Source organism: Bordetella muralis (assembly GCF_054781015.1).
This window is the reverse complement of record NZ_BAAGVF010000010.1, coordinates 126,920-151,134: the sequence shown is the minus strand read 5'-3', so window position 1 is coordinate 151,134 and position 24,215 is coordinate 126,920. Positions and strand designations below refer to the sequence as shown.

The following is a 24,215-nucleotide window of genomic DNA, read 5'->3' as shown; positions in this document are numbered from 1 at the left end:
TTAGGCCCTTTGTCTTGTGCGCCGGCGTATCGGTAGGACATAGAAGGATCACAAGCGATGGACATCGCATTAACGTTGTTGGCAGTAGTCGTGGTATGGCAGGTATTGCGCGTGCGTTATCAGCGCACGCACATCGTTTTGCTCGGACGCCATTTGGCCAACCTGCAACTCGAGCGCCACATGGAAACCCTCACACAAGGCTACATTCGCGCCATCAAGGCGGACACCGAAGCCCGTCAGCTCCAGGTGCTGGAGACCTTTGCTCCCACCGAGCGCTCCGTGGCTGCACAAGTACTGTCACTGGCCAAATCCATGCAACAGGAAAGCCGCCAGGACACGCCCATGTGCATGCTGTCGTTCTGTGTCCCTTACATCGAGCGCTTTCTACCCAGCATGACGCGGGATTTTCGTGAACTGCTGCATATCCACGCAGCGGGCTTGCGCCATGTCGTAGACAACAACGATGGCTGGGATCCCAAAACCCGCGCGTATCACCTCTCGGCAGAGTTGTATCTGTTTCAGCACAGCTGCCACTGGTACTGCAAATCGCGCAACGTGGCCGATGCACGGCTGATGCTACGGCACCAAGTGAGTCATCAGAAGGTACTGGACTCGGTCTCCACCGTGACGCGTCTGGCTTATCAGCAATGGCGGGGTTAGGCCGCTGCGACTATCCCGAGTGACGCCCGCCCTCTGTTAACTGCCGCGCCGCCGCCACAAAAGACGTCTCCACAATATCCAGCAGCCGATGATCCGACTCGGCTTTGCGACGCACCATGGCGAGCTTGCGTACTGGCGCGTTCGGTCCCAGGCTCACTTCACGCACGGCGTGTGCATGCAAATGCTCGACGCGTAATCGCGGCAGCACCGACACGCCGACACCCGCGCCAACCATGGCCACAATCGCATCTATCGACGGCAGATCGATCAACGCCTGCCGCTGAGGCACGAGCTTTTCCACGAATTGCCCAGCCATGCGGCCCGCGACCATACGGCGGTCAAATCGGATCCAGGGCTGCTCACGCAAAATCTGAGCGGGCGGTGCAGATCTCAATCCCTTGGGCACCACGAGCACCAGTTCGTCATTCAGCAACTCCGTCCACAACAGCCGGCTCGATCCGCCGGTAGGCGGCCGGATCAGCACCGCCACATCGATCCTGCCGGCTTTTAATTCGTCCAGCAAAATGGGCGTCGAACCGCGTTCGATTTGCAGCTCCACCTGCGGCGCGCTGCGCAACAGATCGGCGAACGCCAATGGCAAAAGCGTGGTCTGCGCGGAATCAGTGATGCCCAGCCGAACCAGTCCGCCGGGCGCACGGGCCGCATGACTGCGCAACGCCTCGATTTCGGCCATGGCTCGATCTACCGTACGCACCACCTCGCGCGCAAAGGCAGTAGGCTGCACATGACGCCCGGACCTGTCGAACAGCAACTGCCCGAAATACGCCTCCAGTTGCTTCATCTGCAAGCTGACGGCGCTGCGTGTCAGATTGACCTGTTCGGCGGCGGCGGTCAGATTACCGTGCGCGACAACGGCGGAAAGCGTGGCCAAATACTGCAGTTTCATAGGTTGTCCGAGCCCCTGGCTATCCAGAATGCGCGATGGCAGCCTTTTCTGAGGCAGCTGCGCTATTGTCAAGAATTCCTTACTTATGGAACGACGAATTATCGCCCATTACTTGATTATTTCGCTCTAGCATACGACCTTACTCGCTCATTCCGGAATTTTCATGCAAGACGAACTCCGCCTACAGGACTACCCCATCGCCAGCCACACCTCTCCCACCAAATCCAATACGGGTGGATGGCAGGTGCCCCAACGCTTGCGACGCGTGCTGTCGCTGGCGGATTTCGAGGAAGCCGCTCGCCGCCATCTGCCCTCGCCCATCTTTGCCTACGTCAGCGGCGGCTGCGAAACCGATCGTGCGCTACACGGCAGCGAGGATGCCTTCGCCGACTACGATTGGATCCCCCGGGTATTCATCAGCACCTCGCGCCGTTCACTGGCCACGACGCTGTTCGACGAACGCTGGGCCGCGCCCATCGGCATCGCCCCCATGGGCGTGAGCGCGTTGTCAGCCTACCGGGGCGATCTGATCCAGACACAGGCCGCCGCGGCAGCGCAGATCCCCGCCATCATGAGCGGGTCTTCGCTCATCCGCCTGGAAGACATCGCCGCCGCCAATCCTAAAGCCTGGTTTCAGGCCTATGTTCCTGGCGAACCCGAACGCATCGACGCCTTGGTGGACCGTGTCGCGGCCGCGGGATTCAAAACGCTCGTCGTCACCGCCGACGTCCCAGTTTCGGGTAATCGCGAAAACAATATCCGCGCGCGCTTTTCCACGCCGCTGCGCCCCAGTGTGCGTCTGGCCTGGGATGGCATCACCCATCCCCGTTGGCTGTTCGGCACCGCATTCAAAACCATTCTGCGTCATGGCGTGCCGCATTTCGAAAACTCCCACGCCACACGCGGCGCGCCCATCATCGCGTCGAACGTCATGCGCGAATTTGGCGCCCGCGATCATCTGAACTGGGCGCACGTGCAACAGATACGCGAGCGTTGGAAAGGCCGCCTCGTCATCAAAGGCATTCTTGCCCCGGAAGACGCGCAAATGGCACGGCAATATGGCGCTGACGGCATCATTGTCTCGAACCATGGCGGCAGGCAACTCGATGGCGCGATCGCTCCCTTGCGCGCACTGCCCGATGTCGTACGTGCAGTAGGCCCGGATTATCCCGTCATGATAGATGGCGGTTTTCGTCGAGGCAGCGATGTCCTCATGGCGTTGGCCTTGGGTGCAAAATTCGTGTTCGTCGGTCGGCCGTTCAATTACGCCGGCGCCGTGGCCGGGCAGGCAGGCGTCACGCACGCCATCGGTATTCTCGCTACGGAAATGGCGCGCAACATGGCCTTGCTGGGCGTGCTGAACCCGTCAGAGTTGGGGCCGCAACATCTGCGGCAACGCAGCCGTTGACACAACCCGGGCCGGAATCAATCCCGGCTTTACGCATCCTCAAATCGAGTGACAGTGCGCGCAATGGCGGGAACATATCACTCCACCTGGGTCAGCCTGCCTTGGTGAACAATGGATTGGCAGCGCACATCCAATTCCATGTACCTCCCTGTATCTACCACCACACAACGGATACAGAACGACCGCAAAACGCATTCGCACCGACACATATCAGCGACACTCCATTTCTAGACTGTGATGGCTCGTTCAACCTTGCTCCTGATCTCTGCATCAATTGGAGTCAACCTGGATAACCATCATGCCTCATGCTCTGATTCAGAATTCCCAGTCTATCCGACGTGTGCTTGCTACTGCCTCCCTGGCAACGATCGCTCTGGTTGGATACATACAGCCCGCCAGCGCCGCAGGAACTACGGCCCAGGCCACTGCTACGGTACCTGCCGATGCCAACGCCGACGAAAGCATTCGCCCGTTCCACGTACACGTGCCCCAGGCCCAGATCGACGACCTGCGCCGGCGTATTGCTGCCACGCGTTGGCCGGACAAGGAAACCGTCAATGATGATTCTCAGGGTATCCAGACCGCGCGTATGCAGGAACTCCTGAAATACTGGGGTACCCAGTACGACTGGCGCAAGGCCGAAGCTCAGTTGAACGCGCTGCCTCAATTCGTGACCAGGATCGATGGTATCGACATCCATTTCATTCATGTCAAATCGCGCAATCCGAACGCCTTGCCAATCATTCTGACGCACGGCTGGCCAGGCTCGATCTTCGAGTTCATCAAGACCATCGGGCCGCTGACCGACCCCACCGCCTACGGCGGCCGCGCAGAGGATGCATTCGACGTGGTCATTCCGTCAATTCCTGGCTATGGTTTTTCGGAAAAACCCACGGATTTGGGTTGGGGGCCCGATCGCACCGCGCACGCGTGGGACGTCCTGATGAAACGGCTTGGGTATAAGGAATATGTATCGCAAGGCGGTGACCATGGCTCCGTCATTTCCGACGCACTCGCACGCCAGGCGCCGCCAGGACTCAAGGCAATTCACTTGAATATGCCCGCCACGGTACCTGGTCCGCTGATGAAGTCGCTCCTTGCCGGCGACCCCGCACCGGCCCAACTCACCGACCCGGAGCGCAAGGCCTACCAAACCTTGAGTACTTTCTTTGGCCGCAATGCTGCCTACGGCGCCATGATGGTCACGCGTCCGCAAACCATCGGCTATTCATTGACGGATTCGCCCCTGGGCCTGGCCTCATTCGCCTATGAAAAAATCGCCGAATGGAGCGACAGCAATGGCAGGCCGGAGCAAGTGATATCCCGTGATGCCATCCTGGACGACATTACGCTGTATTGGCTCACCAATACAGGGGCATCGTCGTCGCGCTTCTACTGGGAAAACAATAACAATAATTTCAGCGCCGAAACCCAAAAGACACGCGACATCAAAGTGCCGGTAGCCATTACCGTCTTTCCGCACGAGATCTACCAAGCACCGGAGAGCTGGAGCAAGCAGGCGTATCCTTCTCTGTACTACTACCATACAGCAGCCAAGGGTGGCCATTTCGCAGCATGGGAACAGCCGCAGCTGTTTGCCGAGGAACTGCGCGCCGCATTCAAATCGGTGCGATAACGCTGTTTCCGATCTTGTGAACACGTATGACGCGACTCAAGGATCGCTAACGTCCTGAGTCGCGCAACCGTTCCTGCGAGGCAGGGAAGACGTCTTCGCCGACTATGATTGGATCACCCGGGTATTCATCAACACCTCGCACCGTTCGCTGCCTGACGTAATACGCGCATCAGGGCCGGGATCAATCCCGGTTTTGCGCATCCTCAAATCGATTGACAGTACGCAATGGCGGGAACAGATAACTCCACAGGCCCACTACGCCCAAGGTACAAAGACCGCCCGCTATCGCCGCCGGCACAGCGCCGATCCAGGCCGCGCTGGCGCCGGCGCGGAACTCGCCCAGCTCATTGGACGAACCGATAAACAGCATGTTCACGGCATTGACCCGGCCGCGCATCTCGTCGGGTGTCGCAAATTGGAGCAAGGCGCCTCGTACATACACGCTCACCATATCAGCCGCGCCCGCGACGGCTAGCGCGAGGCACGACAGCCACATCCAGTGCGATAACGCGAACACCAGATTGGCAATGCCGAACACTGCCACCGCCAGCAACATCCGTTGGCCCACCTTGGCGTTAAAGGGGAACATGCTGAGGCAGATACCCGCCACCACCTCGCCGACTGCGGCGGAGCTGCGTAACAGGCCCAGCCCCTGCGGCCCTACCTGCAGGACTTCGTGAGCATAAATAGGCAACAGCGCCACAACCCCACCCAGCAGCACGGCAAACAGATCCAGCGAAATCGTTCCTAGAATCATGGGGCGGCGGAAAATAAAACGAATGCCGATACCAAAACGCTGCCAGATATTGGTGCTGCCCGCCTGCGACGTAGCGGCCCCGTTCTGGTGGGCCGTCGAATACAAAACACGCACTTTTTGCAGTAACAGCGCCCCTGCAGCAAACGCCACCATACAGATGGGATACGTCGCGTGGCTGCCACCTGCGCCGTACAGCAAACCACCCAGCATGGGAGCACCGATCGCTGCGCTGCGCATCACCATGGTGTTCGTGGCAATCGCCTGAGGCAATTGTTCGCGCGTGACTAATTGGGGCAGCAGACTTTGCATCGCCGGCCCGGAGAACGCGCGCGAAGCGCCGAACAATACCAGCACGGCATATATATTCGAGACGCCGTCGTATCCATGATCCGATAGCCACCATAGCAAGGCGCTGCAGACTGCGCCTACACCCCAACTCACTCCCAGAATGTGTTTGCGCGGCAATCGATCAATCAGGTCTCCTGCTGGCAGTAACAAGAACAGCATGGGCAGGAACTGGGCCAACCCCACATAGGCCAACGCCATGGGTTCGCGCGTCAGATCGTAAACCTGCCAAGCCACCACCACTGCCTGCACCTGCGTAGCAACCATGGCCAATACACGAGCGAGCAGAAACGACAGGAAACCGGAGGGCTGATGAAATAGCGCAGAGCGGCTGGAGGGAGACGGGGCAGACATAAAGTCGGGTAAAGGACGGCCAGAGCCGGCGGCCGTTCCTCGGGCAAGGAACAAACAAAGGGATAGGTGCCGGCAGGTATTATTATGCCAGTCTTATATAAGACTGGCAGCAACCATTCAGGGCGGCGACTTATGCCCAAGGGAAACCCTATAGCGTGGCCAACGCAGGCATGCGGAGATGCCATGCCGTGTTTTTCTGAAATGCATGCCCGAGCCTCAATAGCAATGACTCGCTGTAAGGGCGCCCAATCAACTGGAACCCTACTGGAAGCGCGGCCGTTTCGTCGTCAGGCACACAGGTTCCTCCTGGCAACGACAACGAGGGCAAGCCTAGGTAGTTGAACGGCCGGGTAAGGCGCGTCAATTCGCCACGCAAACGCCGTGACTCGGCATTCATCGTGTCAAACGCATCGACACGTGGTGTCGGCAGGGGAAAAACAGGCGCCATCAGTACATCCACATCTGACATGACCGTCCGCACAAACTGCACCAATAACGGACCACGCAGAGCCATCGCCTGCAGATACAGGGAGGCGGGAATCGGCGTGCCTTCCTGCAGCCTGGCGCGGGTAAAGTCGCCCAGGACGGCGTCAGTCCCAGGCCTTATCAGGCGCTCATACAACGACGTGGCTTCGGCACGAATCATCAAGATCGCCATTTCATTAAGCGTATCGTAGGGGAATTCCGGCACCTCCCGAATGTCGGCTCCGAGCGATCTCAACGACGCCAGGCTTTGCGTCATGACGGCTTGTATTCGTGAATCCACGCCGTCGGCGAAGCCCCCCTGCAGCACGCCTATCCTCAGCCCCGCCACCGATCTATCAATCCCGTCAACGTAATGGTTGTTTTCCGGGGCCGGCACACTGCCCGCATCTGCACCGTCGTACCCTGCGATTGCCTGCAACATCAGCGCACAATCTCGTGCACTGCGCGCAATAGGCCCGAGATGATCGTGCGTAGCGCTCAAACTCATCGCGCCTGCGCGGCTGACCAAACCATAGGTAGGCTTTAAACCCGTCACGCCACATAATGCGGCAGGAATACGGATCGAGCCCCCGGTGTCGCTGCCCAATGCCCCATCCACAGCGCCCGCGGCGACCACAGCGGCCGAGCCGCTAGATGATCCGCCGGGAATGTGATCGATCGACCAGGGATTGCGGCAATGGCCCGCCATTTCGTTGGTGCCGGACGGGTCAAACGCAAGTTCCGTCATATGCAGCCGAGCCAAGTGCAATGCTCCGGCTTCGTCAAAACGACGCAACACGGTAGCATCGAACGAAGCCTTCGCGGCTGGACCCGCCATACCGTAGCCTGTCTCATAGCCTGTGCGGTGCAACAGGTCCTTATGTGCCAACGGCATTCCACCTACCGGCCCCAGCGCTAGCCCACTTGCCAAACGCTTGTCCAATGCGCGGGCCTGATCAAGCGCTGACTCACGAAGCAATTCAACGCACGCCATCGTCACGTCATTCACGCGAGCCAAACGATCCAGCGATATGTTCGCCAGGTCTTGCACGCTGAAAGCGCGCGCGGCAAGGCCTGCCCGCTTTTCCCACCAATCGTGCCAACCCAGTTCAGCAGTTGGCATATTGACCGCATCGCGGCTCGGCTCCACCTGGGCGGTGGCGTGCAATGCCTGTGCCATAGGGATCGACGTCAAACCTAGGCTGGGCATCGCGGCCTCGGCCAGGCGATTTGCCATTTCTTGCCACTTTTCAATTATTTCAAGCTGTCCGCTGGCCATACTTTTCACCGCACGCTCCTGGTTATACGCGAGGACTCCCGATGCCGAAGCTACAGCTTCGGAATATTGCCCAGGGTGATGATGTCGTCCCATTTTTTCAGCTCCTTGGCAATAAACTGCCGAGCTTCATCACGTGTTCCGGGCAAGGTCCCGGCGCCGCGTTCAGCGGCATAACGCCGCATATCATCCTCGACCAAGATTGTGTTGAGCGTCCGGTTAAGGGAGTCTGCAATATCGTCCGGAATGCCCGCCGGTGCTCCCAGAAAGAACCAGGCAGAGACATCGAAACCCTCTAATCCATACGGTTTACCCACCTCCGACAATGTGGGTAAATCGGGAAACAAGTCAGAGCGTGTCGTACCCGTTACCGCCAAGGCACGCAGGCTGCCGGCTTTCACATGGGGTGCCGACGACGGCATGTCATCAAACATCACGTCCACATGTCCGCCCAGCAAAGCATTGACGGCGGGCCCACTGCCAGAAAAAGGCACGTGTTCCATCTTGGTGCCGGCTTTGATGTTGAACATCTCGCCAGCCAAATGAATCGTGGTCCCCGCACCTGACGAGGCATAGGTGGCGTTGCCGCTCTTACCGTGTTGCACCAAGTCGCCGATCGAATGCAGCGGCGAGTCTTTGTTCACGACGACGATTTGAGGGCTCGCGGCGATCAAGCCGATAGGTGCGAAATCCTTGACAGGGTCATAGCCCACGTTCTTGTACAGATTGGGGGCGACGCCGTGCGATGCAACCGTACCAAGATACAGCGTATAGCCATCGGGTTTGGCCCGGCCCGCGTAGGCGGTACCAATGTTTCCCCCTGCCCCCGGCTTGTTCTCGACGACAAACGACTGCTTGTAATGATCCCCCAGTTTTTGCGCTAACTTGCGGGCCAGTACATCAGTTGCTCCTCCCGGAGCAAAAGCCACGACGATCGTGACAGGCCGTTGAGGATACGGCTCGTCTGCCAATACCGGTACAGCACAAGCCAACCCTGCCGTGACGGCAGCCAAGCTTACCAACGATTTGATACTGCGGCGATTCCACATTTCAAACTCCCTTGATAAACACCACTGATATGGTTTGTGATTGTGTCGATGACACACCGCCACGCATGCCACACGGCAGGCGTGCAGGGGTCTTCAGGAATTCACACGTATTTGCCGATCAACCCGCCATCCACGACCAGTTCGGTACCCGTGATATAGGCGGCCTCGTCCGAGGCCAGGAACGCGACCGCGTTGGCGACCTCCCACGGCGTGCCCATGCGCCCCATGGGTACCTGCCGATCCCGCGCGGCTTTGGCTTGCTCAAAATCGTCAGCCGAAAACATCTTTGCCACGGTGTTGCGCACGCGTGGCGTGTCGATCAAACCCGGCACAACCGTATTGGCACGGATGCCCTGCTCCGCATACTGTTGAGCGATCATGCGGGCAAAATGGATGATGGCGGCTTTGGTGACGTTGTAGGCCAGATGCGGATAGCCCAAATAGCGCATGCCGGCGACCGACGAGACGGTGATGATCGACCCATGACCCTGTTTACTCATAATGGGCAGGATCAACCGGCTCGCGATCAGCAGGCTATCGACGTTGACTTTCTGAATGCGCTCCCAATCGGCTAATGCGATGTCTTCGGGCCCGCCGACTTTGCCTATGCCGGCGTTTGCCTGCAGGATATCGATCCGGCCGTATGCGGACATCACCGCCTGCACGGCGCGCTCCATCGCTGCCGCATCAGCGACATCGGCCTGCAACGCGATACCCTGTGCGCCCAACGCCTTGACGGCACATAGCGCATCCCGGGCCGCATCGAGATTGGCATCCAACACGCACACGGAGGCGCCATGACGAGCCAAGGTGACGCAACAAGCCTTGCCTATGCTCCACCCCGGGCCGCTGGAACCTCCCCCTGACACCAGGACGACCTTCCCCGCCAGCCTGGCGCTCGGGGCGGGCAGCACCGTCTGCAGGTAGTCGAGATCTGTGCTCATGCTGCGTTCCCCAGGCCTACGGTCATACCGCCGCATACATACAACACCTGTCCAGTGATGAACCCGGCTCGGTCATCCAACAGAGAGGCCACTCCGTGGGCCACATCCGCAGGGGTGCCCATGCGCCCCACTGGAATACTTGCCCGGATTCTTTCAGTTTGCGGTGCGCCTGGAGGGTTGACCCGCTCGAACAGTTCGGTCGCGATCGGACCTGGCCCGATCGCATTGACCGTGATCCCATCGCCGCCCATCTCCAGAGCCCACGTACGCGTCATCCCCAACAGGCCTGCCTTACTAGCCGCATAGACGGTGCGCTCGGTTTTGCCCAAGGCAGCACGGCTGGAAATATTCACGACCCGCCCAAACCGGTGACGGCGCATCGTCGGCAACAGTGCCTGCATCAGTAACATCGGCGTCTGGATGTTCAACGCCATCACGAACGCCAGGTCCTCCGTCGATGCATGCTCGAGCAAGGCGGGCCGCACCGTCCCCGCGTTATTCACCAGACGCAGGACGTCACGTTCTGCCACCAATGCCGCAGCCGCCTGACGGGTGTCCGCCGCATTCGCGAGATCGACGCAGACGTGCGTCTCGCCTGGCAAACACTGGGCCGGCGCGCTGACATCAAAGTTGATGACTTCGTATCCCTCTTGCAGCAAGCGTTCAATCACCGCTCGGCCTATACCCGCGCTGCCGCCCGTCACGAGCACGGCAGGCGGCGACGAGCCTTTGGCGTCGAAAGTGCTCATCTTCAATCCCCCGCTTGGTGATGCGCCGATTTCCCTGCTCCGACATACGGAATCTCACGGTCAATCGTTTCCCAGATAAATCGTCCAGACGGGTCTTGTTGTTCTTCGGCAATATGCGATACCAGTCCTGCTGCCCGCGAAATCACCGCAAATCCGCGCATCAAATTGGTCGGAATACCCAGCTCACCCAACAACGCCGCCACGGCTCCGGTTGCGTTGATGGTGATGTGCCGACCGTAGATCTCGTCGACGGTGCGAGCGAGCAGTTCCAATGCGCTAACCCACTTGCCTTGCAGATCCGGCTCCGCTTTTGCCAAAGCCAATAGTTTGAGCGCACGCGGATCATCCGGCTTGTGCAAGTGGTGGCCGAATCCAGGCAATGGCTTTTTAGTATCTCGATGCGCCTGCACGATGTCGCGCGCCTCGGCCTCTGCGTCGTCTGCCTTGAGAATCCGATCGAGCAGCACAGAGCAGTTTTCCATCGTACCGACAAAACTGCTGCCGACCGCCATCAAGCCAGCCGCCACGGCGCCTTGCAGATTCTCCGGTGCACTCATGTACACCACGCGTGTTGCGATCGCGCTGGGCGTTAATCCATGCTCCATCAGCGTGATCAATACGGCATCGACAATGCGCAAGTCCACCGGCCGCGCATCGCGGCCCATGATTTGTGAAAACATCACTTCGGAAAATGTCTTCTTGCCAATCAGATCCTCGACCAGATCGGCATCACGGTACGACATGCCCTCGAGATGATGGGCGCACAGATGGGTAACGGGACGGTTCATACGGCCTCCTTCAGCACGGAATCTCGAACAACGTTTTTGAGGACCTTGCCGACCGGCGAACGCGGCAGGCTATCGATCACATGAATGCGTTTGGGCGTGTGCACCGGGCCGAGCCGATCGCGAACGAATGACATCAGTTCCTGCGAATCGACCGAGAGGCCGGGATGGAATTGCACAGCGGCCTGCACGGCCTCGCCCCACTTATCGTCTGGAATGCCGAACACCGAGCATTCATAGACCGCGGGATGTTGCGCCAACGCGTTCTCGACATCAATGGGATAGACGTTGAAGCCGCCCGTGATGATCACGTCGCGTAAGCGGTCTTTGATATATAAAAAACCACGCTCGTCGACGACACCGACGTCCCCCGTATGCAGCCATCCGTCGACAAGCGTCTCAGCTGTTTTTTCCGGCAGCCTCCAGTAGCCCGTCATCACCAAATCGCCGCGCACGACAACCTCGCCCGGTTGACCTGCCGGTTGAATCCGTCCCTCGGCGTTCATGATGGCGAACGCTGAAAACCACGTTGCGCAGCCCACGGATCCCACATTGGCGGGATCAGCAAAATCCTCTGGCGTGATGACAGTCACGATTTGCGGCGACTCGGTCTGGCCATAGGTAGAACCGATCACAGGGCCGAAAAATTCACGGACCTGCTCAAATTTCTCGACCGGCATCGGTGCCCCGCCGTAGATCAGATTACGCAGCTGCGGAAAATCTGCACGCGACACACCGGGCTGCGCCATGATCATATAGATCAGTGTGGGCGGCATAAATGACAACGTCCCCCCGCGCTCGCGGAACGCTGCGGTAATCGTGGCAGGCGAAGACTCCTCGAGAAAGACATGCGTGCCGCCTTGTGCCAACACCGGCAACAAATATGTCGAGGTGCCATGTGTCACCGGTGCGGCGACGACGTAGCGATCATCGCTGGTCAATTTCCATGCATGGATCTGATTGACGATCACCGCCGTCCAGGCACGATAGGGTTGCATCACGCCCTTGGGCAGTCCCGTCGTGCCGCCCGTGAATTTAATCGCTTGCGTAGCGTCGGTCCCGGGCTCGCAACGCACCGGTTCGCGGCCCTCGTAAGTCTTTAGCAGGCTGGCGAGAGCCAGCCCATCAGCCGGCGCATCCAGGCGTATATGCACGGCCTGACCGACATCTACCAACGCATCCCCCATACCATCGGTCATCACGATACTGGGCTCAGTCGCATCCAGAATGCGCACGATCTCCGACTTGGTGCTGCGATAGTTCAGGGGTACCCAGATTTTTCCCGCAGCAATGACAGCGAGCAACGCCACCACATGCTGTGCGGTGTTGCCCGCGCAAATAGCGACTCGGCTTTGCGGTGCAGGATCGAGCGTCTGCAACGCGGTCGCCAGTGCCAGCGACTCGCGGCGCAGGCGGTCGTAGGTCCAGGCACCTTGTGGCGTATCCAACGCGATGCGATCACCAAAGCGAGCAGCCGCCCGCAGAAAAAAATCAATCGGGTACACAAACAGCTCCTGAGATGGTTATTGCACTTTGATGCCAGCCGAGGTCACGACCTTGCCCCACTTCGCGATCTCGCTATCGATGAATGCCTGCAAGGTTGCCGGCGTATTGGGTTGTGCGGGCAGCACGAACCCGCCGTTTTCGTACGCACTGCGCATCTCGTTCCCCGTCAGGCCTTTGTTGATCGCGGCATTCAGTTTTTCGACGACGGCAACAGGTGTGCCTGCAGGCGCCATCACCGCAAACCACGACTGCACAGAGAACCCTGACAAACCAGATTCCGCCAAGGTCGGCACGTCAGGCACAAAGGGGACTCGCTCAAGCGACGTCACGCCCAGGACACGCAGCTTGCCTGCCTGGACTTGCGGTAGCGATGACGGCAGGTTGTCGAACATCGAGTTCACCTGCCCGCCTAACAAATCGGCGACCGCCGGTCCGCTGCCGCGATAAGGCACGTGCAAAATATCCGTGCCGGTCGCCATTTTGAAGAGCTCGCACGACAGATGGATAGAAGAACCGCTGCCCGATGAGGCGCAGGTCAGCTTGCCGGGATGGCTCTTGGCGTAAGCGATGTATTCCTGCACCGACTTGATGGGCAGGCTGGGATGCACCACCAGGATGTTCGGTATGGTGGCCAGCAATGCCACAGGCGCGAAGTCTTTCTTGAAATCGTAGTTCAGCTTTTCGTACAGCGTGCGGTTGATCGTGTTCGCGATCGAACCGACGTACAAGGTATAGCCGTCAGGCTTGGCGCGGGATACCACTTCGGCGCCGATGTTGCTGTTGGCGCCGGGGCGATTCTCGACGACCACCGCCTGGCCCAGCGAGTCCGACAAAGACTTCGCCATCAGACGAGCCACGATGTCTGTGGCGCCGCCGGCCGCATAGCCGACGACCAGTGTGATAGGACGAGAAGGATAGTTGTCCGCCGCCTGAGCGCCAGTCGCAAAGCCGATGCTCACGAGGGCGAGTGTCAGGCAGCCGGCAAAACGTCGCATAACAGAATGCATTGCAGTCTCCAATGGGTTGTTTATTATTTGGACAATATAGGTTTGTCCTGTGCGATCTATGATGTGCTCGCTCGGATATCTCGCAAAGATGTTGTGTTTGAATAATGAACAAAGACTCCCAAAACAGTAGCCATGGCGCAAGCACCCTGAGACGGGGGCTGCATATCCTTGCAGCACTGCGACGCTCCCCCGAGGGGCTGGACATCAACGGGATTGCCCGGGCGCTGTCCATGCAGCGCACGAGTGTCTATCGCTATATCTCCGTCCTCGTCGAAGAAGGCTATGCCGTTCGCGATCCGCAAACGGGCCTGTACCGCGCAGCGTCGCTCTGGCCGCAATTGGGTGACGAGCAGACGCTGTCAGTGGCGCGGCTCGCTCCTGCCATGCGACGCATCAGCGATCACACGGGCGACTCGTCTTTTTTGATCTGCCGTGTTGGTTCCGACTCGTTGTGCCTGCATCGGGAAATCGGCAGCTACCCCGTTCAGGTATTGGCCGTGACCATCGGCCATCGTCAGCCCTTGGGAGTCGGCGCGGCAGGGCTGGCGTTGCTGGCGGCTTTACCCCCAGATGAGGCGGAAGCCGTCATCCAGCAAAACCGTGAGGCGTTGCGCTCATACGGAAACATGACCATGGCCCACATGAGACTGTTGGTCGAAGCCACGCGTGACAGAGGATGGGCAACTGTCGGCAATGCCGCCGTCTCGGGCGTACTCGGCGTTGGCGTCGCATTGCGCGACCGTTCCGGGTACCCGCGGTTGGCGCTCAGCGTCTCGTGCATTCTCGATCGAATGCCTGCCCCCCGCCAACGCGCCATCGCAGAACTGATTCGCCGTGAAATCGGAGAGGCCGTGTGAACCCTACCGCTCGACGACCAACTCCGCCAATCGCCGCACGGCGGCCTGGGCGGCCTCGGGCGTAGCGAAATTGGCAAAACCCATGATCAATCCCGATAGCGGCGATTTACGCATGCACCATTGACTCAATGCCTGGACAGCCAGTCCATTGGCCTGCGCCTGGGTCGCGATGTGTCTGTCGTCAAACTCCCCCTGTAAATGCGCCATCACTTGAATGCCTCCAGCCTGGGGTTCGACATATAGCCGATCGCCCAGCGTACGTTGCAGCGCATCGACGACATAAGTGCGTCTTTCAGCATAAAGAGAACGCATCCTGCGCAGATGCCGCGCAAAGTGTCCTTGCTCGATGAAATCGGCGACCATGGCTTGCGGCAGCATTGAGCCTGCGCCCGGCATGTGCTCCACGATGTCCCGGAACCGCTGTACTTGCGAATCCGGCACGACCAAGTAGGCCAATCGCAATCCGGGAAACAGCACTTTGCTAAACGTCCCGGTATAGAGCACGCTGCCCTCCCGATCCAGGCTTTTCAATGCCGGCAAGGGACGCCCGTGATAGCGAAACTCGCTGTCGTAGTCGTCTTCGATGATCCAAGCCTGGTGATGGCTGGCCCATTCCAGCAATTGCAGCCGGCGGGGCAGCGATAGCGCCATCCCCATGGGGCTCTGATGAGCCGGTGTCACCACCACAAAACGCGCTTGATCCGCGCGCCGTTTTCCGACATCCACATTCAGGCCTTCGCCATCGACCGTAACGGGCATCAAACGCAAGCCGAGTTGGTGTAAACACTGTCGAGCAAAGAGATAGCCGGGCTCCTCATACCACCCCAGATCTCCGGCTTGCAACAGGGTGCGATAAACCAGTTCCAACGCACCTCGATAGCCGACCGTCACAAACACCTGCTCATGCGAGCAAGCGATACCGCGGGAAATACCCAGGTAAGCCGCAATAGCGCGCCGCAGGGGCTCGTATCCCGCCGGATCGGGCGCCAGCATCGACGCCGTCTCCAGCGTACGCAGGCTGCGCCCCGCTAGGCGGGCCCAGGTTTTACGTGGAAAGGCATCCAGTGCAGGCAACCCCAGCCTGAAGGGCACATCGTCTCCTAGCATCTCCAGCGGACGTGCCAACGTATGCGTCCCAGAGCTGGACGCCTTGACGTGAACAGGCTCCGATAGCGTTCCCAATCGCGGCGACACCACTGTCCCGGCCGCACCGCGCGCCACGAAATAACCCTCGGCGACCAGCATTTGATACGCCGTCTCGATGGTTCCACGCGCCAGGTTCAACTCGCTGGCAAGGCTGCGCACAGAAGGAACACGATCACCTGGCGACAGCTTGCCTGACTCGATCGCCTCTCGGTATCGGCGATATAGCTGCAAATAAACCGGTCCTCCTTGCTTCCGGCTCAACCTCAGGTCACGCCAGTCCATAAATCATGTCCTATTAATTTATTCAAATCTTGCACCTACCTGATAGGTCAAGATTTTCCTAAATTAGAGGCCTCACCACAAGGAAATCTCATGTCCGATCTTCATTTACGACATCTTGAGAGCGATCAAGACTATCAAGCCGGTTTTGTAGTCATGCGGGAATTGCGCCCGCATCTGACCGGCGCCAGTGCCTTTACCGCCCAGGTACGCCGGCAAGCCGAACAGGGTTACCGCCTGCTGGCAGCCTGGCGAGACGAACAGATTCAAGGGTTGGCAGGGTATCGCCTGCAGGAAAACTTGATATACGGACGCTTTCTTTATCTCGATGACCTGATCACCACAGGGAATTCGCGCCGGCATCGCGTGGGCGCAACGCTGATCGACAGCGTGCGCGACGAAGCGCGCCGCCAAGGTTGCGCGCATTTTGTGCTGGACACTGGCCTGGCCAATGCTTTGGGGCAACGCTTTTATTTTCGTCAAGGCTTGTTGGCCACAGGGCTGCATTTCGGTCAGCAGCTGTAAATTTCTCTTATCGCTGCTTTTTATTCTTGAGTATCCCTCATCGGAACAGACAATGAGCACACTACGCCTTCCTTATTGGACACTTTCCCCCGAAGCCTATCAAGGTTTCATGGTCACCAAAAAAGCCCTGGAAAAAAGCGGCCTGGGAAAATCGCTGATCGAACTGATCTGGCTGCGCATGTCGCAGATCAACGGCTGCGCATTCTGCCTGGAAATGCATAGCAAATCGCTACGCGGCGACGGCATCGACACCGCCAAGCTCGATAGCGTCGCGGGTTGGCGCGTGAGCGAACGATTCACAGAACGCGAACGCGCCGCACTGGCATGGACAGAATCGCTCACGCATGTGGATCTGACGCATGCGCCCGATGCAGATTTCGAACCGCTCAAGGCGCACTTCAGCGATGCCGAAATCTCGGATCTATGCTTTGCGATTGCCTTGATGAGCGCATTCAATCGACTGGCCATCGGAATGCGCCAATGAACATTCTCCATATCGATTGCAGCCCGAGAGCCGCATCACATAGCCGCCAGCTTTCGGCAGCGATTGTGGCGCGGTTGCTCGCCGCTCATCCTGATGCGCGTATCACGCGCCGCGATCTCGGCGGTGATCCGATTCCGCACGCCGAGTCCGATTACGCGACTGCGTTGGCCTCGCGCGAGACATTGGCGATAGGCATAGCCAATGGCGCAACACGTCTGTCGGAACAGTTGATTCTGGAAATCGAAGACGCAGATGTCCTGGTCATGGGCACGCCGATGAACAACTTCACGGTGCCGTCTGTACTCAAAGCCTGGATAGACCAGATCGTGCGCATAGGCCGCAGTTTTGCGCCGGCACCTACCGGCGAAAAAATCGGTCTGCTGCCGGATCGTCCTGTGTATATTGCTATCGCGTCCGGAGGGCTTTTCACAGGAGACAACGCCAAACAACCGGATTTTCTGACACCATATCTATCCGCCGCACTGGGATGCGTGGGATTAAACAGCGTGCAGTTCCTGTCGCTGCAGGGAACGGCGTTTCGCACACCGGAGCAATTGGCAGCGGATCAAGAGGCATTGCTCACCGCACTCCATCTCGCGTGAATGGCCTTTCCCCTGCAAGATTGTTAATCTCATAGCCGGAGAACACAGCCATTCACATTGGGACAAGACGGTGCCACAGACCGGAAATCAAACCGCAACACCATCGACGTCCTATTGGGTGATCGCCTCACCGGCGCTTTTTCTCTTGCTCTGGTCCAGTGGATTCGTTTTCCTGAAGGCCGGGTTGCAGTATGCCGACCCGCTGACCTTTCTGGCATTGCGTTACGTGTGCGTGGTAGGGCTGCTTCTAGTCGCGTGTTGCTGGCGCCGGCCGAGCTTTCGGTTAACAGCCCATGAATGGGTCAGCCTGATCGGCACCGGCCTCTTGATCCAGGCCGGTTATTTTGCGTTCACGTACCTCAGCCTGAAACTCGGCACGTCTGCCGGGACGATTGCGCTGATCACCTCGCAACAACCTATTCTGATCGGGCTGCTCGCGCCCTGGGTCGCCAAAGAAAGCGTGGGGCTACGCAGATGGATCGGTTTGATCCTGGGCGTGACCGGCGCAATCGTTGTGATCCTTTCTAAATCATCCATCGCGCTGACGTCGACACTGGGGCTGGGATTCGCGGTCCTGGCGTTGCTCACCCTCGCGGGAGGCACATTATGGGAAAAGCGTTTTGGCACGCAAGCCGATGTGCTGACGGCCAACACCGTGCAGTACAGCGTCGGCCTGGCCGTCACAGCTCCATTGGCATTCTGGCTCGAGCCCATGCAGGTGCAATGGACGGCGGGCCTGTTCGGATCGCTGGCCTATCTGGTCGTGTGCAACTCGCTGCTGGCAATCTCATTGCTGCTGGCCATGATCCGGCGCGGTGAGGCATCGCGCGTGTCCGCGCTGTTTTTCCTCGTGCCGCCGATGACCGCAATCATTGCGTTTGTGGTCTTGCGGGAAACGCTGCCGGCGCTGGCGATCCCCGGCATGGCACTCGCCGCGGCCGGAATCTATCTGGTAATGAAGCGATCGTGAGGTTCCACTCTCGTCGGATCGCGTCACACCAGCGGCGGCAATAGATTCAACAACAACACCATGACCAGGCCCACTACCGCCACAATCGACTGCACCACCGAAATGGTCTTGGTCGCCTCGCCCATGGTCATGCCAAAGGACTCTTTGACCAGCCAGAATCCGGCATGATTGGCATAGTTGAAAAACAACGAACCGCAACCGATCGACAAGGCCAGCAACGGCAGATTCAACGCAGCATCAGTGCCAGCCAGTGGCGCCAACAACCCTGCCGCCCCGACAATCCCGACCGTCGCAGAACCGGTGGATACGGACAACAGCATGGAAATGATCCAGCCCAGAATCAGCGGTGACAGCGCGAACTGATGCGTCAGATGGACAATCGCATCGCCGACTTTTGCATCGGTCAGCACTTGCTGAAAGGCACCGCCGCCAGCGATGATCAACAACACGCCCGCGATCGGCTTCAGACTCGCGGTCAATGATTTCTGCAGATGTTCCGCGTCGCCGCGTCGGGCGTAAACCAAGGCAATGGTGGCGAACAACAGGCCGATCAACATGGCGATCACTGGGTTCCCCAAGAACGCCGTCACCTGCGCGACGGCCGACGTTTTGGAAAACAACAATTCACCCAACGCATGACATAACATCAACAGTGCCGGCAATAGCGCGGCCAGCAACCCCAAACCCAACCCAGGGCGAGACGAGGCATTCGCAGCGGTATCGGTTTGCGGCGAGAACTGCGCAATCAATGACTCGTCCGGACGCACCGTCAAACGAGGCGCGATGAACGCCGCATATAGCGGTCCCGACAGCACAATCGCAGGAATGGCGGCGATAAAGCCATAGATCAACGTAGCGCCGACACTGGTATTGAGTGTCGCAATCGCCGTCAGCGGGCCGGGATGCGGAGGCACCATGCCGTGCATCGACGCCAACGCCGCGATGACAGGCACACCCACGTACACATAGGCCGAACCGCGTCGTGTCGAGGTTTCCTCGACTTTGCGTGCCACGCTGAAAATCAGCGGCAGCAATACCACCAGGCCGACTTCGAAAAACATCGGGATGCCGATGATGAAAGCCACCAACGCCATCGCCCAGGGCAGGCCCCGCACCGACGTACGGTTCAGGATGAAGTTCGAAATACTCTCGGTCACGCCGGTATCGGCCAGGACCTTGCCCAGCATGGCGCCCAGAGCGACCACCAGGCCTACTGCGCCCAAGGTCTTGCCCGCGCCATTGGTGATCGATTTGACCAGGTGATCAATCGGCATACCGGTCACGAGGCCGACCCCGATAGACACCACCAGCAGCGCCAGCAACGGATGCATCTTGATGCGCGAGACGATCAATGCCACCAGAATCAAGACACTCGCAAGCGCCGTCGCAAGCAGCTGAAAATCACCTGAACTCATGTTGTTCCTAAAGAAAACCACGCAGCACGGCCGCGCCAGATTCCGAGAGAACACTTGCGTTCCAGGGCAAGGCGGCCGAGCGTTTGCCTGATTATTCCATGGGACACATGACAGTCTGCTGAGCTTGGTTCCGCTGCTATCGCTGCGTCATCTCGGCCAAACCGGTCTTGGCGCGATCTATCCACTCGCGATTATGTTGGCGCGCGTATCGCGGACCATGCTTTGCGTCCTGCAAAACATCGCTGTACAGCATGTGTGCCTGTTTGCGATCCGCCTCGTTGTTTTGCTGGACCAGCCAATCCGCATACAGACAACGAGCCGCGGCGTCGGTGCCATAGGTGACAGCCCGAGCGAATGCCTCGCGCGCCTGCTCCGAGCCGGTTTGTGCCAATACGCGGGCATAGAGCAATGTGGGCCCTGACTGCTCTTTCGCGGAAGGCTGCGCGACAAAGAGCTTTTCCAAAGACGCTTTCGCGCCCGCCACGTCGCCGATGGCATATTGCGCCTGTGCCAAGCCCTTCAACAAATCCGGGTCATCCGAAAACGGGCCATTGGCAGCCTGTTGATACTGCTCGCATGCCTCGGCAGCCTGCCCCGCCTCGAGCAGTAAGTCTGCCAGCCGCATGCGATGCTGGATCGTCGGCGCACGCTCCAGGTCCTGCCGAGCTTTGCGGACGGCTTGATTGGGATCGATCAAGCGTGACGCTGCCTTTGCCGTCGTGCGAAACCCGCGGGAATGACGCATTTCCGGCAGATAGATCGCGAAAAAGTACACGATGCTGCCAAGCCCGGGGAATGAAAACAGGATGAACAACCAATAGGTGTTTTGCTGGCTACGCACCGCATGAACGGCGAAAAACAGGGCGATGGCCACATGAAGGCCAAGTCCGAGATATGGCATGAAGCAATGAAGTCAGATCTAAAAACGGGAGAATTATGCACCTGGCGCCCGCAGCATGGTCACAGTTGCACAACCCGAAAAAATCCTGCTATAATTTTTTTCTTTGGTGCCGGACACCGGTGTTACCAAAATGCGGGAGTAGCTCAGTTGGTAGAGCGCAACCTTGCCAAGGTTGAGGTCGCGAGTTCGAGACTCGTCTCCCGCTCCAAGATTTTTATCCATGAACACCCACCAAAGTTCATAGATGATTGAAAAAGGCCGAAAACTTCGTGTTTCGGCCTTTTTTTCGTCCAGTGATGTCTGCTATCTACCTACGGCCACGCGCTGCCTTCACTGCCCGATCGCTTCACAGCCTAGAAGCTGTAAATCAAAAATACAGTTCATAATTTGTATTTTCGTTTTACAAACCACATTGCGTATTTCGTATTTACACCCTATAGTTTGTAAAACACCGATATAGCACGAGGTTTGTATGCCCGACTTCACCGTCCGCACTGCAGAGCAACTGCCCACACTGCTCCAGGCGTTTCGTAAGCAGGCCGGCTTGACACAGGCGGCTACGGCCATGCGCCTGGGTGTCACTCAGCAAACACTCTCCTCATTGGAACGCAACGCCGAAAAGGTCAGCGCCGACCGCTTGCTGGAACTCCTGAGCATCCTGGGCGTGGAGCTCGTCCTGCGCAAGACCAACGAATCGGCGGCGATCAAGCCGCCAGCCAGCCCGAACTGGTGAGCCATGGGGCGACGCTCGCACACACGCTCCCTGAATCTCTGGATGAACGGCGAATTCGTCGGCACCTGGAGCGTGCAACCTCATATCGGGGAGGTCCTGCAGTACGACGACGCCTGGGTGGCCTCCAGCCTAGGACGCCCGCTGTCGCTCTCCCTCCCCTTCACCCCGGGCAATCAGTTGCTCCGCGGCGATGCCGTGCGTACCTACTTCGAGAACCTGCTGCCGGACAGTAAAGAAATCCGGGAGCGCGTCGCCCGGCGGTTTCAGGCCGGCTCGACCAATGCGTTCGCACTGCTTGCCGAAGTCGGCCGGGATTGTGTCGGCGCACTACAGGTAATGCCCGGCACGGAAGCACCAGGCGGAACGCAGGAAGTGAACGCGGTTCCAATGACCGATGCCGAGGTCGCACGTCTGCTACGCAACACCCTGGCGTCAGCGCCGCTGGGCGGCCGAGAAGCCGCCGACGATGATGACTTCCGCATTTCCATCGCCGGCGCGCAGGAGAAGTCAGCCCTGCTCTGGTACGACGGCCGATGGTGCCGGCCGCATGGTTCGACGCCGACCACCCACATCTTTAAATTACCTCTGGGCCTGGTTGCGAACATGAAGTTCGACATGCGCGACTCGGTCGAAAACGAGTGGCTATGCTCGGAAATCCTGCACGCCTACCAAATGCCGGTGGCGCGCACCAAGCCCCTGATGTTCGAGGATATGAAGGTGCTGGCAGTCGAGCGGTTCGACCGGATGTGGTGGGAGACCGAAGAAGGCAAGCGCTGGCTCATCCGCCTGCCCCAGGAAGACATGTGCCAGGCGACGGGCACCCCGCCGCACCTGAAGTACGAGTCCGATGGCGGGCCCGGCGTACGCCAAATCATGAAGCTGTTGGCCACGTCGCGCTCCCCGGACCGCGACCGGCGCATGTTCTTTCAGGCGCAGGTCCTATTCTGGATGCTTTGCGCCACAGACGGTCACGCGAAGAACTTCAGCATTTTTCTGCGCCAGGGCGGCACCTACGAACTCACGCCGTTATACGACGTGCTCTCGGCATACCCTATCATCGGCAAAGGCGCGAACCAGTTGTCGCCGTATAAAGCCAAGATGGCCATGGCTGTGCGCTCGAAGAGTCCTCATTGGGTTGTGCGGAATATCCTACGCCGGCACTGGGTTGCCGTGGGTACCGAACATGGCGTGGTAACCCCAAACGGCCAGGGGGTGGAGCATGTCCTGGACGATCTGGTAGCGCGCACACCGGGGGTCGTAAAGACGGTTCGAGCGCTACTGCCAGAGGGCTTTCCTCAACACGTGGCAGACAGCATCCTCAACGGCCTGCAGGACGCCGCCGATAGGCTGGCCGGTTAGCGTCAGATGAGTAAGAGGCGTGTTCACCCTGGCGTCGGCCAGCACGCCGCTGCGTCGATAAAGAAAGAGCAAAGAAAGTAGGATTCAACGGCCGGTGAAAGACGGTGTCTCCCGATGTCGAAAGGCATCAACGCCGACACGAAAGTCGTCAGTGGCAGCGCAGGCCTGAAAGGCAGCTGCCTCGGCGTCGAGTTGGCCCGCCAGGTCGCGGTCCTGAAAACTGCGCATCAATCGACGAAGGTGACCCAATGCCAGGGTTGGGCCATTCGCCAACCGGTGCGCCAGCGCCGACGCCTCGGCCGCCAGCTCTGCGGCTGGTACCACACGGTTGATCAAGCCCATGCGTTCAGCGGCATCCGCGTCGTACGTATCGCTAAGCAGTGCAATCTCCAGCGCGCGCCTCAGCCCTACCCGGCGCGGCAGTGCCCATGAGGCGCCGACGTCGCAGCTAGCGCCGATGTTCGCGTACGCGAGATTGAAGCGCGTGCCAGCGGCGGCTAGCACGAAGTCGGCCTGCAGCATCAGACTCAGTCCCGCGCCGGCCGCCACACCATGGACCTGCGCGACAAGCGGGGCATCCATAGTGTCCAGCACACGAACGGCCTCGTGCAAAGGCCCGATCAGCTCTGCGGCTCCGCGTCGCGGGTCGGCATTCAACACAGCCAGGTCACCTCCGGCCATGAAGCCGTTTCCAGCCCCGCGCATGATCACGGCACGCACGCTCGGGTCGACGGCCAATTCGCGCACAATGGAGAGAAATGCGCGCGCCATGGGCGGGTCGATGGCGTTGAGCGCCGACGGCCGGTTAAAGCAAATTGAAGCCACAGCGCCTTCACGCTCAAGCAGCAGGGGAATATCAGTGGTCATAAAAAGGCTCTCGATTCTGATGCGACATCGCGCGTGTTGTGAATGGCATGTTGCCCCTTCAGTCCTTGGTGACTCGGTCCCACTTCCCGCGTCGGCATGCCGCTTGGTATTCGCGGACGAGCCGCGCGAACAGCATAGCGACGGCTTCAACCAGTTCGCCGACACGCCAGTGACGCTGGGCAATCACTCGTAAGTCACACACTTTTCTCTGATTTTGGTAAAAGACCCG

23 protein-coding genes and 1 tRNA gene are annotated in these 24,215 nt (G+C 59.1%); 11 read left to right on the top strand and 13 right to left on the bottom strand.

From position 1 onward, the window contains the following. Positions 1–57 precede the first annotated feature (57 nt). Positions 58–660 carry a hypothetical protein gene (locus ACYVIT_RS25360; protein WP_415805775.1) on the top strand — a complete coding sequence of 201 codons (603 nt, stop codon included), beginning with the start codon at positions 58–60 and terminating at the stop codon, positions 658–660. A 10-nt stretch (positions 661–670) separates the two neighbouring features. On the opposite strand, the gene ACYVIT_RS25355 is transcribed toward ACYVIT_RS25360, so the two are convergent. Next, a complete protein-coding gene (locus ACYVIT_RS25355) occupies positions 671–1,567 on the bottom strand; it encodes a LysR substrate-binding domain-containing protein (protein ID WP_415805774.1) in 897 nt (298 codons plus the stop codon). Between the two features lie 163 nt (positions 1,568–1,730). Here ACYVIT_RS25355 and ACYVIT_RS25350 point away from each other — a divergent pair, with 163 nt between their 5' ends. Together ACYVIT_RS25350 and ACYVIT_RS25345 are read left to right on the top strand one after the other, a co-directional pair. After that, positions 1,731–2,975 carry an alpha-hydroxy acid oxidase gene (locus tag ACYVIT_RS25350; RefSeq protein ID WP_415805773.1) on the top strand — a complete coding sequence of 415 codons (1,245 nt, stop codon included), beginning with the start codon at positions 1,731–1,733 and terminating at the stop codon, positions 2,973–2,975. A gap of 298 nt (positions 2,976–3,273) precedes the next feature. Further along, positions 3,274–4,611: an epoxide hydrolase family protein gene (locus ACYVIT_RS25345; protein WP_415805772.1), complete on the top strand. Its 1,338-nt coding sequence runs from the start codon at positions 3,274–3,276 to the stop codon at positions 4,609–4,611. Between the two features lie 181 nt (positions 4,612–4,792). Here ACYVIT_RS25345 and ACYVIT_RS25340 read toward each other — a convergent pair whose 3' ends face one another. The 8 genes from ACYVIT_RS25340 to ACYVIT_RS25305 all read right to left on the bottom strand — a co-directional run bounded on the left by ACYVIT_RS25340 (position 4,793) and on the right by ACYVIT_RS25305 (position 13,848). Continuing rightward, positions 4,793–6,067, bottom strand: a complete 1,275-nt coding sequence (locus tag ACYVIT_RS25340; protein WP_415805771.1) for an MFS transporter — start codon at positions 6,065–6,067, stop codon at positions 4,793–4,795. Positions 6,068–6,215: 148 nt separating this feature from the next. Continuing rightward, a complete protein-coding gene (locus ACYVIT_RS25335) occupies positions 6,216–7,769 on the bottom strand; it encodes an amidase (protein WP_415805770.1) in 1,554 nt (517 codons plus the stop codon). A 92-nt stretch (positions 7,770–7,861) separates the two neighbouring features. Next, positions 7,862–8,857, bottom strand: a complete 996-nt coding sequence (locus ACYVIT_RS25330) for a Bug family tripartite tricarboxylate transporter substrate binding protein (protein ID WP_415805769.1) — start codon at positions 8,855–8,857, stop codon at positions 7,862–7,864. Between the two features lie 101 nt (positions 8,858–8,958). Then, positions 8,959–9,801 carry an SDR family NAD(P)-dependent oxidoreductase gene (locus tag ACYVIT_RS25325; protein ID WP_415805768.1) on the bottom strand — a complete coding sequence of 281 codons (843 nt, stop codon included), beginning with the start codon at positions 9,799–9,801 and terminating at the stop codon, positions 8,959–8,961. Beyond that, positions 9,798–10,550, bottom strand: coding sequence for an SDR family oxidoreductase (locus tag ACYVIT_RS25320; RefSeq protein ID WP_415805767.1), 753 nt, complete (start codon positions 10,548–10,550; stop codon positions 9,798–9,800). The genes ACYVIT_RS25325 and ACYVIT_RS25320 overlap by 4 nt, the downstream gene beginning before the upstream one ends. A gap of 2 nt (positions 10,551–10,552) precedes the next feature. Continuing rightward, positions 10,553–11,338 carry a citryl-CoA lyase gene (locus ACYVIT_RS25315; RefSeq protein ID WP_415805766.1) on the bottom strand — a complete coding sequence of 262 codons (786 nt, stop codon included), beginning with the start codon at positions 11,336–11,338 and terminating at the stop codon, positions 10,553–10,555. After that, positions 11,335–12,840, bottom strand: a complete 1,506-nt coding sequence (locus ACYVIT_RS25310; RefSeq protein WP_415805765.1) for a class I adenylate-forming enzyme family protein — start codon at positions 12,838–12,840, stop codon at positions 11,335–11,337. The genes ACYVIT_RS25315 and ACYVIT_RS25310 overlap by 4 nt, the downstream gene beginning before the upstream one ends. Before the next feature lie 18 nt (positions 12,841–12,858). Continuing rightward, on the bottom strand, positions 12,859–13,848 hold the full coding sequence (locus tag ACYVIT_RS25305) for a Bug family tripartite tricarboxylate transporter substrate binding protein (protein WP_415805764.1): 990 nt from the start codon (positions 13,846–13,848) through the stop codon (positions 12,859–12,861). 104 nt (positions 13,849–13,952) lie between these two features. Between ACYVIT_RS25305 and ACYVIT_RS25300 the strand changes: the two genes are divergently transcribed. Beyond that, positions 13,953–14,705, top strand: a complete 753-nt coding sequence (locus tag ACYVIT_RS25300; protein WP_415805763.1) for an IclR family transcriptional regulator — start codon at positions 13,953–13,955, stop codon at positions 14,703–14,705. A gap of 3 nt (positions 14,706–14,708) precedes the next feature. Here ACYVIT_RS25300 and pdxR read toward each other — a convergent pair whose 3' ends face one another. Continuing rightward, the gene (gene pdxR / locus ACYVIT_RS25295) at positions 14,709–16,133 is read right to left on the bottom strand and encodes a MocR-like pyridoxine biosynthesis transcription factor PdxR (protein ID WP_415805762.1); all 1,425 of its coding nucleotides are present in this window, start codon (positions 16,131–16,133) and stop codon (positions 14,709–14,711) included. Positions 16,134–16,223: 90 nt separating this feature from the next. On the opposite strand from pdxR, the gene ACYVIT_RS25290 reads away from it, so the two are divergent. The 4 genes from ACYVIT_RS25290 (at position 16,224) to ACYVIT_RS25275 (ending at position 18,711) form a co-directional block, all read left to right on the top strand. Continuing rightward, positions 16,224–16,655, top strand: coding sequence for a GNAT family N-acetyltransferase (locus ACYVIT_RS25290; RefSeq protein ID WP_415805760.1), 432 nt, complete (start codon positions 16,224–16,226; stop codon positions 16,653–16,655). A gap of 52 nt (positions 16,656–16,707) precedes the next feature. Beyond that, positions 16,708–17,139: a carboxymuconolactone decarboxylase family protein gene (locus ACYVIT_RS25285; RefSeq protein WP_415805759.1), complete on the top strand. Its 432-nt coding sequence runs from the start codon at positions 16,708–16,710 to the stop codon at positions 17,137–17,139. Then, on the top strand, positions 17,136–17,741 hold the full coding sequence (locus tag ACYVIT_RS25280; protein WP_415805758.1) for an FMN-dependent NADH-azoreductase: 606 nt from the start codon (positions 17,136–17,138) through the stop codon (positions 17,739–17,741). The genes ACYVIT_RS25285 and ACYVIT_RS25280 overlap by 4 nt, the downstream gene beginning before the upstream one ends. Before the next feature lie 70 nt (positions 17,742–17,811). Continuing rightward, positions 17,812–18,711 (top strand): DMT family transporter, encoded by a 900-nt coding sequence (locus ACYVIT_RS25275; RefSeq protein ID WP_415805757.1) that lies wholly within the window; start codon positions 17,812–17,814, stop codon positions 18,709–18,711. Positions 18,712–18,734: 23 nt separating this feature from the next. Here the strand turns inward: ACYVIT_RS25275 and ACYVIT_RS25270 are convergent, their stop codons facing one another. Both ACYVIT_RS25270 and ACYVIT_RS25265 read right to left on the bottom strand, forming a co-directional pair. Beyond that, positions 18,735–20,126, bottom strand: a complete 1,392-nt coding sequence (locus ACYVIT_RS25270) for a GntP family permease (protein ID WP_415805756.1) — start codon at positions 20,124–20,126, stop codon at positions 18,735–18,737. A 136-nt stretch (positions 20,127–20,262) separates the two neighbouring features. After that, complete coding sequence (locus ACYVIT_RS25265; RefSeq protein WP_415805755.1) at positions 20,263–21,027, bottom strand: hypothetical protein; 765 nt, start codon at positions 21,025–21,027, stop codon at positions 20,263–20,265. Positions 21,028–21,159: 132 nt separating this feature from the next. Here ACYVIT_RS25265 and ACYVIT_RS25260 point away from each other — a divergent pair. From ACYVIT_RS25260 to ACYVIT_RS25250, 3 genes are all read left to right on the top strand, one after another. Further along, positions 21,160–21,235 (top strand) — tRNA-Gly (locus ACYVIT_RS25260). A gap of 264 nt (positions 21,236–21,499) precedes the next feature. After that, positions 21,500–21,760, top strand: a complete 261-nt coding sequence (locus ACYVIT_RS25255; protein ID WP_415805754.1) for a helix-turn-helix domain-containing protein — start codon at positions 21,500–21,502, stop codon at positions 21,758–21,760. Positions 21,761–21,763: 3 nt separating this feature from the next. Next, on the top strand, positions 21,764–23,119 hold the full coding sequence (locus ACYVIT_RS25250) for a type II toxin-antitoxin system HipA family toxin (RefSeq protein WP_415805753.1): 1,356 nt from the start codon (positions 21,764–21,766) through the stop codon (positions 23,117–23,119). An 84-nt stretch (positions 23,120–23,203) separates the two neighbouring features. Here ACYVIT_RS25250 and ACYVIT_RS25245 read toward each other — a convergent pair whose 3' ends face one another. Beyond that, the gene (locus ACYVIT_RS25245) at positions 23,204–23,986 is read right to left on the bottom strand and encodes an enoyl-CoA hydratase/isomerase family protein (protein WP_415805752.1); all 783 of its coding nucleotides are present in this window, start codon (positions 23,984–23,986) and stop codon (positions 23,204–23,206) included. Positions 23,987–24,215 lie beyond the last annotated feature (229 nt).